Source organism: Lactiplantibacillus xiangfangensis (assembly GCF_001438845.1).
GTDB classification, from domain to species: Bacteria; Bacillota; Bacilli; order Lactobacillales; family Lactobacillaceae; genus Lactiplantibacillus; species Lactiplantibacillus xiangfangensis.
Window position 1 is genome coordinate 15932 of the sequence record NZ_JQCL01000012.1, and the last position, 13670, is coordinate 29601.

At 46.2% G+C, this 13670-nt stretch carries 11 protein-coding genes and 1 other annotated feature; of the genes, 6 read left to right on the forward strand and 5 right to left on the reverse strand.

Annotated features, from left to right (window positions below; translation table 11 throughout):
• Positions 1 to 25: 25 nt before the first annotated feature.
• Entirely contained in the window at positions 26 to 913 is an 888-nt protein-coding gene (locus tag IV64_RS01220; RefSeq protein WP_057705343.1) for a cation diffusion facilitator family transporter, read from the reverse strand.
• Positions 914 to 1178: 265 nt separating this feature from the next.
• Between IV64_RS01220 and trhA the strand changes: the two genes are divergently transcribed.
• From trhA to IV64_RS01240, 4 genes are all read left to right on the forward strand, one after another.
• The gene (trhA, locus tag IV64_RS01225; protein ID WP_057705344.1) at positions 1179 to 1817 is read left to right on the forward strand and encodes a PAQR family membrane homeostasis protein TrhA; all 639 of its coding nucleotides are present in this window, start codon (positions 1179 to 1181) and stop codon (positions 1815 to 1817) included.
• 215 nt (positions 1818 to 2032) lie between these two features.
• The gene (locus IV64_RS01230; protein ID WP_057705345.1) at positions 2033 to 2341 is read left to right on the forward strand and encodes a DMT family transporter; all 309 of its coding nucleotides are present in this window, start codon (positions 2033 to 2035) and stop codon (positions 2339 to 2341) included.
• Positions 2342 to 2353: 12 nt separating this feature from the next.
• Complete coding sequence (locus IV64_RS01235) at positions 2354 to 2731, forward strand: DMT family transporter (protein WP_057705346.1); 378 nt, start codon at positions 2354 to 2356, stop codon at positions 2729 to 2731.
• A gap of 144 nt (positions 2732 to 2875) precedes the next feature.
• Positions 2876 to 3967, forward strand: coding sequence for a S66 family peptidase (locus tag IV64_RS01240; RefSeq protein ID WP_057705347.1), 1092 nt, complete (start codon positions 2876 to 2878; stop codon positions 3965 to 3967).
• Between the two features lie 341 nt (positions 3968 to 4308).
• On the opposite strand, the gene IV64_RS01245 is transcribed toward IV64_RS01240, so the two are convergent.
• Positions 4309 to 5430, reverse strand: a complete 1122-nt coding sequence (locus tag IV64_RS01245) for a vitamin B12 independent methionine synthase (RefSeq protein WP_057705348.1) — start codon at positions 5428 to 5430, stop codon at positions 4309 to 4311.
• Between the two features lie 70 nt (positions 5431 to 5500).
• Positions 5501 to 5746: a binding site (T-box leader), on the reverse strand.
• Between the two features lie 127 nt (positions 5747 to 5873).
• Between IV64_RS01245 and IV64_RS01250 the strand changes: the two genes are divergently transcribed.
• Complete coding sequence (locus IV64_RS01250; protein ID WP_057705349.1) at positions 5874 to 6917, forward strand: AI-2E family transporter; 1044 nt, start codon at positions 5874 to 5876, stop codon at positions 6915 to 6917.
• 107 nt (positions 6918 to 7024) lie between these two features.
• Here the strand turns inward: IV64_RS01250 and IV64_RS01255 are convergent, their stop codons facing one another.
• Both IV64_RS01255 and IV64_RS01260 read right to left on the reverse strand, forming a co-directional pair.
• Positions 7025 to 8479, reverse strand: coding sequence for a glycoside hydrolase family 1 protein (locus IV64_RS01255; protein WP_057705350.1), 1455 nt, complete (start codon positions 8477 to 8479; stop codon positions 7025 to 7027).
• A gap of 110 nt (positions 8480 to 8589) precedes the next feature.
• Positions 8590 to 9408, reverse strand: a complete 819-nt coding sequence (locus IV64_RS01260; RefSeq protein ID WP_057705351.1) for an AraC family transcriptional regulator — start codon at positions 9406 to 9408, stop codon at positions 8590 to 8592.
• 104 nt (positions 9409 to 9512) lie between these two features.
• Here IV64_RS01260 and IV64_RS01265 point away from each other — a divergent pair, with 104 nt between their 5' ends.
• Positions 9513 to 10787, forward strand: a complete 1275-nt coding sequence (locus tag IV64_RS01265) for a PTS sugar transporter subunit IIC (RefSeq protein ID WP_057705352.1) — start codon at positions 9513 to 9515, stop codon at positions 10785 to 10787.
• A 604-nt stretch (positions 10788 to 11391) separates the two neighbouring features.
• On the opposite strand, the gene IV64_RS01270 is transcribed toward IV64_RS01265, so the two are convergent.
• Positions 11392 to 13458: a KUP/HAK/KT family potassium transporter gene (locus IV64_RS01270; protein ID WP_057705353.1), complete on the reverse strand. Its 2067-nt coding sequence runs from the start codon at positions 13456 to 13458 to the stop codon at positions 11392 to 11394.
• Between the last annotated feature and the right edge of the window lie 212 nt (positions 13459 to 13670).

The following is a 13670-nucleotide window of genomic DNA, read 5'->3' on the forward strand; positions in this document are numbered from 1 at the left end:
TGTCTTTTTAATTATGGATAACTGACTAAATCGAGTCATCGGTGGTTTCAAAGTCCACCTTACCCAGTTCAACCTGGATCGTGATGTGGGTTAATGGAAACTGCGAGCTTAAGTCTTTATTGAGTTTTTCCAGAAATTCGTTGTTACCATCGAGTGTCGAACGACAGAGGTGAACGGTCATGGCCGTTTCTGTCGTGCTCATGCCCCAGATGTGCAAATCGTGAACTTGATTGACCGTTGGCTGTGCCACTAAGTAGTCATGAATCGCCTGTTGGTCAACATTACTAGGCACCGCTTCGAGGGAGTAGTTCATGGCGTCGCGTAATAGGCCCCACGTGCCAATCAGGATGACGATGGCAATTAACAGTGAAACAACTGGGTCAAGCCAGAACCAACCGGTTTGTAAAATAATGAAACCCGCGATCACAACACCGACTGAGACGCCGGCGTCCGCCGCCATGTGCAAAAAGGCACCCTTGATATTGAGATCGTGCTTTTGCCCCTTCATGAAGAGAAAGGCGGTAAACCCGTTGATTACAACCCCTACGGCGGCCACGATAATGACGTCCCATTCAGCGACGGGGCCGGGATGTGAGAGTCGTTGCAGTGCCTCAACGGAGATGGCGCCAATCGCCACTAACAGGAAGACCGCGTTGAAGAGGGCGGCTAAGATAGAAGAACTCTTGTAGCCGTACGTGTATTTCGCGTTGGCGCTTTTTTGGCCGAGCCACAGTGCTAGCCATGAAATGAGTAAGCCTAAAACGTCGCTGAGGTTGTGACCAGCATCGGCAACGAGGGCTAATGAACCGCTAGCAAAGCCATAGCCAGCTTCCAGTACGATAAATGCTGAGTTTAATAGGACACCAATTTTAAAGGCGTTCGTTTGTTGTTGGATTTGATGACTGTGCGCCATACTTAACACCCGTTTCTTAAGTGAGTCTTAACAATCAGGACTCATGATTGTTTTTTATATATGAGTAGATAAACATATGAATGGTTGCTCATGTGTATTGTAACACGCTAATTAGCGGATAACAACCTGAACCGGGACCACCAAATGTCATGAAAATCGACGTTTGATTTTCGTTAACAGGATACCTAGTTTTAATAACTAGATGTATTGATATCAACACGATATGATGGTATGCTAATTACAATAAAAACATGAGGTGATTAACATGAAGCAATCCTCGCGACGTTATCAAATTACAAATGAAGTCTTAAACTCAGTCACTCACGGAATTGGATTGGCGTTAAGTATTGTTGGGTTTGTCTTTTTAATGTTAAAAGCTTATACGGATGGTAGTTCCATGGAATGGGCGGCATTCATTATTTATGGGTGCTCGCTATTCGTGCTATATACCTGCTCAATGCTATTTCACGGGTTGTATTTTACCCGGGCACGCGAAGTTTTTCGCATCTTTGACCACAGTGGTGTCTACATTCTCATTGCTGGAACGTATACCCCGTACAGTTTGTTAGCGATTAAGGGCTGGTTAGGCTGGACAATCTTAATGACCATCTGGGTCTTAGCAATTACCGGTATCGTTGTGAATGCGGTGTGGCCCGGCCGGCTACGCAAGATTGAAACGGTGATCTACGTACTGATGGGCTGGATGTGTTTAGCTGGGGGCAAACAGTTATGGACTAACCTTGGGGTAACTGGCTTTTGGCTGCTAGTTGCTGGTGGAGTTGCCTTTACCTTGGGGGCGCTGCTCTACAGTTTTCCGCATATTAAATACTTACACGTGATTTGGCACTTGTTTGTCATGCTCGGGACGACGTTAATGTATTTTTCAATTTATTTCTATATTTAATTGAAGGCTACAAGGTGATTTTGAAATAACCACTAAAGCGATATTTGTGAAGACATCGAGTAATGATACTCGGTATCTTCATTTTTTTAACCGATAAATTGGTCATTTGGGCTTGTAACAAAACTGTAATCAGCCAGGCGTCTCTTTTTGATTGTGTTTTTGCTAAAACTTCCGTAGAATGGTAGGACAACTGAAATTTTAGCGAGGTGATCAAAATGGCATACGGTTTATTGTTTGGTGGCATTTTTATGGAAGTAGTCGGGAGCTTTTTCTTGAAGCGCGCGAATGGTTTTCGAAATTTAATACCCACGGTGATGGTGTTAGTCGGGTATTTTAGTTCGTTAGTGTTAGTAACCTTGGCGATGCAGCACTTACCACTCGGGGTGACGTATGCCATGTGGGCCGGTTTGGGAACCTTCGCAACCGTTGTTTTAGCGGTTGTTGTTTACCGCGAACGGCTCAACCTAGCACGGATTAGCGGATTAGTCGCAATCGTTCTGGGCGCAATCTTGTTAAATGTATAGGGGGAATTAAAAATGCGAGCATGGGTACAATTGATTTTTGCAATTGGCGTTGAAATTGCGGGCACGAGTTTGTTGAAGTTGTCCGCGGGGTTCAGTCACCCGTTTATCGGGATGGCAGGCATGTTGCTATACGGCTTAGCCATTTTTAGTTTCTCACGTGCGTTGAGTCAGATTCCATTAAGCGTTGGCTATGCCATCTGGGCCGGCGTCGGTACGGCAATTACTGGATTAATCGGCATTATCGTTTTCGGAGAATTGATGACCGCAATTAAAATTGTGGGCTTTTCCGCAATTATCGTTGGCGTTATTCTCCTGAATGCACCAGTTAAAGCGCCAACCGATGAGGCCACTGTGAGGCAATCTCGGTGGCGCACGCGGATTAACCGTTAGATTTTAAAACAATTAAATTTAAAGCGTAAACGCTCCTCAGAAAGCTTCAGATTTCTGAGGAGCGTTTTTTCTTTGGTCAATTGATGATGACAAACGGGGTGAAATCAGATAAGCTGATTAAAAATAGTCGAAGAAGATGATTGAATGCAAAAACCAATGGCGCTTCGGCGCGGAGATCAAGTTGCCATCGTTAGCCTATCCAGTGGGATTTTAGGCGAGCCTAGTAGTGCGCACCAACTCAAACGTGGTCTGATGCGGCTCAAACAGATGGGACTAGTTCCTAAAATGATGCCAAATACTTTGCGTGGCTTAGCCTATATTAAGGCCCATCCGGAAGCACGGGCGGCGGATTTAAAGCGGGCTTTTTTGGACAATGCAATCAAAGGAATTATTTGCGTTATTGGTGGCGATGATACGTACCGAATCGTCCCTGAGTTAATGACTGATTCTGAATTTGTGGCGGCCGTCCGCGCTCACCCGAAGTTGGTGACGGGGTTCTCTGATACGACTGTTGACCACTTAATGTTTTATCGATTAGGATTGCAGACCTTTTATGGGCCTAACTTCCTAAATGATTTGGCGGAGTTGGATACGGCGTTACTACCTTATACTGCGCAGACGTTGGCGCACTATTTTGAGAATCCGGCTACGACGGCCATTACAAGCAGTCCCGTCTGGTATGAAGAACGCACGGATTATAGTGTGGCAAGCCTAGATCAGCCACGGATTAGCCATCTTGAACGACGACACTATGAGGTGTTACGTGGTACGGGACGAGTCAGCGGTCGATTGCTGGGCGGTTGTTTGGATAGCTTATATGAATTATTGACGGATTCCCGGTATCCGGATGAAGCAGTTGTCGCAAAAAAGTACGGGTTAATCCCGGATCAAGCCGATTGGATAGGAAAAATCCTTTTCATTGAGACGAGTAACGAGCGGCCGACACCGGCAAAGTTCACTAAAATGTTGGCTAAATTGCGGTCGGTGGGGATTTTGGGAGCAGTAGCCGCCATCGTTGTGGGCAAACCACAAAATGAACAGTTTTATGAGGCGTATCGTGAAGCGCTACTCACTGAGATGGCTGGCACGCAAACGTCCATTTTGATGAACGTTAATTTTGGCCACGCCTACCCCAGAACGGCCTTGCCTTACGGGGCATTGGCAACGATAGATTTCGATGCCGGTACCTTTATTATTGATGAACCTTTCTTTGATGGCCCGGTGATGACCGATTAGTTAGTCCGGTTGTCACTGATGACATTCGGTCGTGGGACCGGGCCTAGCCTGGAAAACGGTCTAGTCCCTCGTCCGGAACGCTTACAAAAAACGTAAGTGTCCCGAACCGTCCGTGGTGTAACCCCGGCAAAAAACGCCGCGCTAACACCACCATCACGACCGATGCCATCACTGGCAATCTCTGAGCATCTGCTGGCGAAGCGCCGAAATAATCTTCTAATGATAAGTAGTGCTATGGCAACGATTGAACTCGTTTAGCACTTTCAATCTTTAGTAAAGAAATAAAACAGGCTCGAACCACTGGTTAACAGTAGTTCGAGCCTGTTCTATAAAAATCTGACTTAAGCTTCTGGCCAGACGGTTTTAGCCGTATCGATGACGAGTTTTAATTTGGCCCATTGCTGATCTTCACTTAACTGATTACCTTCTTCAGTTGACGCAAAGCCGCACTGAGTGGATAACGCTAAGTTTGCTAGGGGAACCTTTTTGCTGGCTGCTTGGATACGCGCCTGAATGTCTGCAGGATTTTCTAGTTCGGGAAACTTAGACGTCACGAGGCCCAAAACGATCCGCTTGTGCTCGTCGTGGTTCCAAATTTGATCCAAAATTTCGAACCCACCAGCCCGTTGGTTATCGTATTCGAGGAATAGGCCATCATAGTTTAACTGTCCGAGGTACGGCGCAACGACGTCGTAACTTCCAGAGAACAGGTAGGTGGATTTGAAGTTACCACGACAAATGTGGGTGGTGACCGTCAAGTCTTTTGGTAAACCTGCTAACGCTGCGTTAATGACGGTGACGGCGTCGGTGGCCATCTTGGTGTATTGAGCGTGATCAGTTTGGTCATCGTTTAACTTGCTGATTAGAAATGCCCAAGTCGTATCATCCAACTGAATATATCGGCAGCCAAGGTCGTAAAAGTGTTGGATGGTTTCGTGATAAGCTTGCGCTAAGTCGGTTAAGTAGTCTTCCCAACGGTCGTAAAACTTGCTCCAGTTGTCGCTACGGTTATCACGGAAGAGCATCGTTGGTGATGGAATGGTCTGCTTGGCGAAGACACCGTCGGGAACGAGTGACTGTAAGTATTTGAAAGCGGCAAAGAACGGGTGATCTGGGTTATAGGCGACTTTACCAGTGAGTTCAGCATTGTCCGTTCTGGTGTGGTCGCCTTTGAATTTATAACTCTTATGGTAATCATATTTGCCGACACCGGTTAAGCCCCAGAGAAAGTCTAAGTGCCACCAGCTTCTTGAAAATTCGCCATCAGTGACGGCTTTTAAGCCTAACTTAACTTGTTCGGCGACGATGCGCTTAATTTCAGTTTGTTGAATAGCTAATTCTTGATCACGAGTGATTTCACCCGCGGCTAATTGTGCGTGGGCTTGTTTCAGACTAGCAGGTCGTAAGAGACTACCAACGACGTCGTAACGGAAAGGTGCTTGGATTGTAGTTGTAGTTGTCATAATATCAAACTCCTTATTTTTAAATAGATTGAGAACGAAAAAAGCGTCGTCCTAAATGATGTGATTCATCATTCAGGACGACGCTTGGCCGTGGTACCACCTGGTTTTAAGTAGTGCTAACTACTTACTCAAAGCGACTGTTAAAGTGCCAATCGCCAACTAGGTTAACGGGTAGTTAAACCGGCTTTGACTAACCATTGGCTCATCAAAGCGAACTGTTACCGAGACCATCTTCATTGGTTGCTCCGGTATCGTTCCACCAACCCGATACTCGCTGTACGGTTACGCCAACTACTCATCTTTTAATCGTTCTCTAATTATTGATGTTTATCTTACTGGGTTTTTAATTGAAAGTCAAATTAAAGTTAAGGAAACGGGCAATCACTCCCGGTGAACTTATCATCATGCTATAATGCAACTAATATAGCAGATGGGGGCTCACGATGGATCGAATTATTCGTTTTTTTAAGCGGGACGACGTCGATATGTACTTAACATTGGCGTTTCTTATTATTGTTATTTACTTAATGCGGGGGTTTGCGACCGTCATTTTACTGACAACGATCTTTGCATTTTTAGGGATTAAGGTCAGTCGGTGGTTGAATTTAAAAACGCACTTACCTTATTGGATTGCGGTCATTGTCACGTACCTACTAGTTATCGGGATCTTTGTTGGGGCGTTATCCTACGCGGCACCAACACTAGTCACACAGCTAAAAGTGATTCCGGATATGCTGACTAAGGCCATCACGAATCATCCTGTTTGGAATGCCAACATTGATAAGTGGGTGAACCAAGCCATTCACAGTAGTGAACTGATTCAGAATGGTAAGTCACTACTCATGACCGGTATTAAGGAGTTAGGGCACGTTGGGACCGGCTTTACCCACGTGATTATAGCGATCTTTTTGAGTTTCATCTTTTCCGTTTCGCGTGGCCGAATGATGGCGTTTGGCCGCCAATTTACGCATTCGAAATTTAAAACCTTTTTTGGCAACGTCTATTACCTTGTCCATAAGTTCGTTATGATTTTGGGCAGGATTATTGAAACGCAGTTAGTCATCTGCACGATTAACACGATTTTAATGACAATTGGATTCATTATCATCGGGATGCCAAGTATCATGGTGTTGGCCATCATCGTCTTTATCTTAGGCTTGATTCCGGTTGCCGGGGTCTTACTCTCAATGATTCCGTTGACCTTACTGGCGTTTGCTTCTGGTGGCATTATGCGGGTCGTCTGGGTGGTTATCCTTGTTATCCTGATTCACGCGTTTGAGTCGTACTTCTTACACCCACGTTTAATGGCGGACCGGACGGATTTACCCGTCTTTGTCACTTTTATTACGTTGATCATCATGGAAAGTTTACTAGGCGCATGGGGATTAATGATTGGGATTCCAATCGTGTCCTTCTTCCTCGACGTTTTAGGTGTCCAGGATTCGGAGCCACACCGGGTGACGTCCACGAATAAAACGAACAGTTAAAGTGGAATAAACTGCTTTTGGCGCATGTTTTAACCGTAATACTAAAAAAGTCGTTCAGAAAATAATTCTGAACGGCTTTTTGGTAGTCATCGAAATTTAAATTATGATTAGTCTTGTAGCGTTTTACCGTCACTAGCAATCACTTTTTGGTACCAGTAATAGCTGTCCTTAGGGTAACGCGTTAGCGACTTGGCATCCGTATCGTTACGGTCAACGTAGACAAATCCGTAGCGTTTGTCATAGCCATTTAGCCAACTCAACAAGTCGGTAAATGACCAAGCACAGTAGCCGATAACGGGCACGCCGTCATCCAATGCACCCTTAAGGGCAAGCAAATGTTGTTGTAAGTATTTGATCCGGTAATCATCGTGAACTTGATGCTTTTCCGTCAGCTGGTCAAACGCGCCCAGCCCATTTTCGGTGACGAAGATGGGAAGCTGGTACTTCTCGTAAATCTGGCGAAAGGCCACTTGAAAACCGATTGGATCAATTTCCCAGCCAAAGGACGTCTTTTCCAAGTGTGGATTTTCAACTGAATGGAAGAGGAGTTTTTCAGGCGTGATCCCGTTTTCAGCGTCACCAGCCATCAAGTAAGGGTCGATGTTAGTCAACTGCTTCGTATGTGCAGGTGTCGTCATGGTTGGTGCTTCGACCGTCCCGCCGTGGTAGTAGTTGAGCCCGATGAAATCGGGGTGCGCTGACTTCAATAACTGGTCGTCAGCGGACGTGACTTCAGGGGCAATACCGAGTGTTTGTAAGGTCTTCATGATTTTAACCGGATAAGTTCCCCGGCAGTAAACGTCCATCCACCAGTCGTTATTGAACTGGTTGGCGTTTACAGCTGCCAAGACATCGTTAGGGTCACTCGTTGCGGGGTAAACTTCCCCGTAACCAAAGCTAGGCCCAATCAGACCGTTGGGAACCAGCTTGTGAAAGAGGTTGATAGCAGTGGCGTTAGCGAGGTTAACGATGTGATTAGCCGCGTACATCCGTTTAATATCTTTGACGTTAGGCGGATGGGAAGCCCAACGATAGCCTAGCGCAGTAAAGACGTTTTGTTCGTTGAAGGTGACCCAGTACTTAACGTCAGCACCCAGCCGTTCAAAAACGACCCGGCAGTACTTGGCGAAAGCCGCAATGACTTGGCGCGATTCCCAACCACCGTACTTATCCTGTAAGGCTTGGGGCAGATCCCAGTGATAGAGGGTGACGACTGGTTCGACACCGTGTGCTTTGAGGTCGGCGACCAGGTCGACGTAAAATTGAAGACCGGCTTGATTGATTGCACCATCACCATCTGGGATGATGCGGCTCCAAGCGATGCTAAAGCGATAGGCTTTTAAGCCCATTTTTTGCATTAATTCGACGTCTTCGTGGTAACGGTGATAATGATCAACGGCGATATCACCATTGGTGCCGTTTTTAGTTTTCCCCAGGATTTTAGCAAAGGTATCCCAGATTGAGGGGCCCTTGCCGTCCGCGGTCGGCGCGCCTTCAATCTGGTAAGCTGCTGATGCGGCCCCCCAGAGAAAATCTTTAGGAAACTTAGTAGAAGATTCCATGGTAAAAATGCCTCCTTGAATGACTTGTTAACCCTAACTTAGCATAGCCATTCGGCAAAGTAATTACCGAGATATACGTAAAAATATAACAAAATGAAATTGATATACTTTTAGAAATAGAAATGACGGAACTTTCCGGGAGTCACGCGTTCAGAACGTTTGAACATCATGATGAAGTAACTGTAAGTGTTAAAACCGACCATTCTACCAATTTCCTCAACTGAAAGGGTGGGTCTGTTCAATAGTAACTCTTTAGCTTTTCGAATTCGGAGATCGATTAAAATCTGGTGGGGTGTATTGCCATAATAAGTCCGAAAAGTTTCTAGGATGTACTGGGTACTATAGTGGGTCACCCGCTGGAAATCCGTATTATCAAGGTTCTCGGTATAATGTTCTTGGATCAGTTCCAAGATTGGGGCAATAATCTTTTGGTAGCTTTGCTGATTACGCGGATTATCCAACATATACTTTTTGAGCATCAGTAGAAAGCTGTAGACGAGTTCGGAAGAGCCGTAGATTCGAAATGGATCCCGGTTCTCGATCTCATCGTAGTGATTTTTGATGAAGTCTTTGATTTTCTCATCGGGTTGGGCCAAGTATAAGTAGTCGTGAAAGCCCAGCGTCGTTGTAATCTCACTAACCAGGGCACCACCAAACGTGAAGTACCCGGTCCGCCATTCGGTGGTTTCATCAGAATTTTCACTATGGTAACGGTGCGCGATTCCTTGATTGATGAGGATGCCCTGACCCGGAGCTAACTTGAGGGCTTGATTTTCAATTTCTACAATCCCATTACCACTGTAAGTCTGGAGCCAATGAACATATGGATAGCCTTGGGGGCGGTTAACCGCCTCTTGACGCCAATCGTAGCCGATGCTATCTAAGTAAAGCGGCAGCGAACGGTCCTTATCTTTAAAACTATAGCGCATAGTTTCACCTTCAACTTGTGTTATTTAGTGAGCAATTTCTTTAATTACAATACCACAGGCCTATGGTATTGTGAATGTGTTGAAAGAAATTAGGAGTTGATAAAATGAAAACGCTAACTAATTGGTTCCAGAATAAATTTACGCCAGCTTTGGCCAAATTCGGGAACATGAAATACCTCGTTGCTTTACGGGACGGGATGATTATTACGGTGCCGTTCACGGTGTTTGGGAGTATCTTTATGATTATTGCCAACCTACCAATCAACGGTTGGGCTAACTTTATTAAGCCAATTCAGCCCATGCTTCAAGCGCCAGTTACCATGACGTTTGGTATCTTGGCTTTGATCGTTGCCGTTGGGATGAGTTACCAAACCTCTAAAGCCAACCATATTGATCCACTATCCGGGACGGCGATTGGGACGGTTGCCTTCTTACTAGCGATGTTGAACAGTAAGGGGACCATTGATCTCGCCGACCTCGGTTCTAGTGGGATGTTTACAGCCATTGTTATTGCAATTCTATCTTCTGAAATCATGCGCTTCTTTATCAAGCGTCACATTGTCATTAAGATGCCCGATGCCGTGCCACCGGCCGTTGCTAGTTCGTTTGCATCATTGCTACCTGGTAGTGCTGCTTTACTAGTTGTTTGGATCATTCGGGTCGTCTTTAACATTCAAATCAACAGTGTTATTCAGACCATCTTCTCACCATTAGTTGTTGGTTTGAACAGCTTCTGGGGTGTTGAATTTATCCTCTTCTTAACGTTACTCATGTGGACCGTTGGGATTCACGGGAACAACGTTATCGGGGCGGTCGCTTCACCCGTTTACTTACAATTCTTAACGGCGAATATTAACGCGGTCTCAAACGGCCACGCTGCTACTCACATCACTGCCGATGGTTTCTTAAACTTCGGGATGAACATTGGTGGTACCGGTGCGATTTTAGGATTAGTTATTTGTATGCTATTTGCTAAAAGTCAGCGTTACAAGCAATTGGGTCGCTTAGGCTTCTTACCAGCCATCTTCCAAATCAGTGAACCTATCATGTTTGGTTTCCCAGTGGTCTTGAACCCTGCGTTGATGATTCCATTTATTACTGTTCCAATGGTCTTGCAAGGAATCAGTTACTTCTTGATTAAATACGGTGTTATCGGCATGGTGATCGCACAAGTACCATGGACAACGCCAACCATGATCAACGGTTACCTCATTACAGGGGGCGACTGGCGCGCACCAGTTTGGCAATTGATTCAATTAATCGTGAGTGTCGCTTGTTACTGGCCATTCTTTAAGCTCAGTGACCGCAAAGCTTACGCTGAAGAACAACAATCAGCTGCGGACACCGAAGCTGTCGATGGTGTAAAGAATCCAGCTTAGGTCAATAATTATAGGTTGAAAATAAAATTTAGGAATTGATTACCGTTGTATCAGTATCTAGATTAATGTAAATTTTGCGAGCTATTCCGGTTGCCACTGATGATATGCGGTCGTGGGACCGGAGCTAGCCTGGGGTGCGGTCTAGCTCCTCGCCCGAGATAATTGCAAAAAGCGCAATTGTCCCGGACCGTCCATGGTGTAAAGACCGGCAAAAAAGCGCCGCTCTAACGCCACCTTCACGACCGATACCATCAGTGACAACCTCCGATTATCTGACGGTAATAACAATAGTAAAGTTATTTCTAGCGCAGTCGGGTAGTTTTGCGTGCTGTGTCGGCAAGATTGGCAGATGATTTTTGGCTGCCAATCTTGGGGGGCAATTCAAAGACGTGGGTTATCGGCTTTGAATTGAGGCGCCAGACCGTACTTTGGCTGGGGCAGTTCCCCCCATAGCACGCAAGGCTACCCGACGGAGCGGCTAATTTGGAAATATCTATAAGTGTTAAAGTGAAAGTTGTCGTGTTTAGCATCATCAAAAAGCGGTATTACGGAATTTCTTCAAGTTTCCGTAATACCGCTTTTTGATGGGTGCGTAGCAATGAAATCAGTCGTCATTATCGGATGATTTAGCGTGATAGGGCTTGCCTCTTTGGGGATGCATCGCGTGGCGGACGGTCAGACTAGTTAACGTTGGGTCCGTTGCCGGCGTTGTAAATAATGGCGTCGTTTCTTCCAAGACATCACTGAATTCCAAGCCGTACCAAATGGCCGGCGAAGGGGTGATATTTTGTAGAAGGACGCGTCCGCCAATTAAAAAGCGGTCCAGTTGTGGCATCGCCGGGTAATTTGCGAGATCCATCACCTGCTGATTTTGAACGACGAATTTAAAATCACCGACTAACCGGGGGTGAAGCGTTCCGTAGGCGGAGCGCTGAGTGTCAATACTGTGGTTATTGATTAAAGTTGTCACGATTTGGCGGAGGTAGAGGTTCACGTGTTGGGATTTACGAAATCCTAAGTTTAAGCGAACCTCGACAATATTGCGGGTTCCTAACATGTCCACGCTGTAGTTACAGTCGTAAGGGCGGTTAGTTTCGTTAATCGTGATGAACCAGTAAACTTTAGCCCGCTTGGGACGCTTATCTAAAATGGAGTACAGAATGGATCGTTTGACCCGGTGTTGCCGGTCGATTTTTGCCAAATAGACCAAGTTCGTGGCAAAGATTGGGATACGGTCGTCGTGGCTAAGCTGGATCAGTTGCTGGCGGTAGTTTAGAAGGCAGATTTGCTCATTAGCCTGGTTGTATTGGAGCCGTCTGCGGTTACCAAAGAACCAAATTACCATGATTAAGAAGATGGCTAGCGTTAGGCCCAAGGTTAAATAGCCACCATGAATGAACTTCGTTAAACTGGCCGTCAGAAAGACCGTTTCGAGTAACCCAAAACCTACTAAGAGCATTAGCGACAAGCTGCGGTGTCCCCGCATGCGAATCCACTGGCTGAGTAGGATCGTTGTCATTAACATCGTAATGGTAATGGCTAGTCCGTAGGCGGCTTCCATCCGCGCTGAAGTTTGAAAAATCCAAACGATACCCAACGTAACGGCACATAGGAGCCAGTTAATGGCACCGATATAAATCTGACTGCGCACGTTACTGGGATGTCGAATGAGCATGCGGGGCAGAAATTTAAGCCCGATTGCTTCGTCCACGAGGGTGTATGAGCCGGTAATTAAGGCTTGCGAAGCAATGATGGCGGCTAGCGTTGCGACTACGATCATGGCAATCCGGAGGTTTACTGGAATCATTTCGTAAAATGGATTGAGGTTGGTCGCGCTTTGCCACGGCGCGTGGTTGTAGTGTCCGATAATCCAGGCGCCCTGGCCTAAATAGTTTAAGGTCAGTGTTAGGTAAACAAAGGGCCAGGTCGCGTCAATGTTGGCTTTGCCAACGTGGCCCATGTCGGAGTACAGGGCTTCCGCACCGGTCGTTGCAAGAAAGACGCTCCCGAGAATGAAAATTCCCATTTTATTGGTTGGACTAAACAGGACTTGCAAGGCGTATAGGGGGGAGAAGGCTTTAAGAATTTCTGGCGCTTGCCCGATGTTGAGTACACCGAAGACGCCAATCGCACTAAACCAGAGCAACATGATGGGGCCAAAGGAACGCCCAATGACGGCCGTGCCAAAGCCTTGGATCATGAAGAGGACTAGCAAAATCACGCTGACGGTTATCGGAACAAGCCGCGGGTGTTGGCTGAAGACCGTAAAACTGGCGATGCCCCGTAAGCCTTCAACGGCAGAAGTGACCGTCACGGCGGGGGTGAGCGTCCCGTCAGCTAGTAGCGCGGCCCCGCCAATTAATGCAATGAAGATCAACCATTTGGCCCGGTGACGAACGAGTGCGTATAGCGCAAAAATACCGCCTTCGTGGTGGTTATCCGCACGTAAGGCGATTAAAACGTACTTGATTGTCGTAATTAACATTAGGGCCCAAAAAATAAGGGAGACGCAGCCAATCACGTATTCGGGCGTGGCTTTCCCCAATGAGCCGTTATCGTTAATAATGGCGTTCATAACGTATAGTGGCGATGTTCCGATGTCGCCGTAAACGACACCCAGGGTAATCAACATGCCAAAGATTGACCGCTGTTGAACTTTTTGACTCTTCATTGGTATGCGACCTCCGCTGTTTCCCAATCAATAAGTGCCTCATACTATACTAGTCTTTAGTCGGGATTGAATAATTAGCCACTTGGAAATGCCGGTTTTTAATCAACTTTATGATGGGATTTGTAAGCTGAATGAAGTTTCAAAACACGCCGATTTTACAGCCTAAAACAATAAATCGACGGGTAACCAAGTCGGCATTGCAGCCGGTTTGA

Coding starts and splice junctions, on each gene's coding strand:
- IV64_RS01220 (WP_057705343.1), bottom strand. CDS start 913: ATGGCGCACAGTCATCAAATCCAACAACAAACGAACGCCTTTAAAATT.
- trhA (WP_057705344.1), top strand. CDS start 1,179: ATGAAGCAATCCTCGCGACGTTATCAAATTACAAATGAAGTCTTAAAC.
- IV64_RS01230 (WP_057705345.1), top strand. CDS start 2,033: ATGGCATACGGTTTATTGTTTGGTGGCATTTTTATGGAAGTAGTCGGG.
- IV64_RS01235 (WP_057705346.1), top strand. CDS start 2,354: ATGCGAGCATGGGTACAATTGATTTTTGCAATTGGCGTTGAAATTGCG.
- IV64_RS01240 (WP_057705347.1), top strand. CDS start 2,876: ATGCAAAAACCAATGGCGCTTCGGCGCGGAGATCAAGTTGCCATCGTT.
- IV64_RS01245 (WP_057705348.1), bottom strand. CDS start 5,430: ATGACAACTACAACTACAATCCAAGCACCTTTCCGTTACGACGTCGTT.
- IV64_RS01250 (WP_057705349.1), top strand. CDS start 5,874: ATGGATCGAATTATTCGTTTTTTTAAGCGGGACGACGTCGATATGTAC.
- IV64_RS01255 (WP_057705350.1), bottom strand. CDS start 8,479: ATGGAATCTTCTACTAAGTTTCCTAAAGATTTTCTCTGGGGGGCCGCA.
- IV64_RS01260 (WP_057705351.1), bottom strand. CDS start 9,408: ATGCGCTATAGTTTTAAAGATAAGGACCGTTCGCTGCCGCTTTACTTA.
- IV64_RS01265 (WP_057705352.1), top strand. CDS start 9,513: ATGAAAACGCTAACTAATTGGTTCCAGAATAAATTTACGCCAGCTTTG.
- IV64_RS01270 (WP_057705353.1), bottom strand. CDS start 13,458: ATGAAGAGTCAAAAAGTTCAACAGCGGTCAATCTTTGGCATGTTGATT.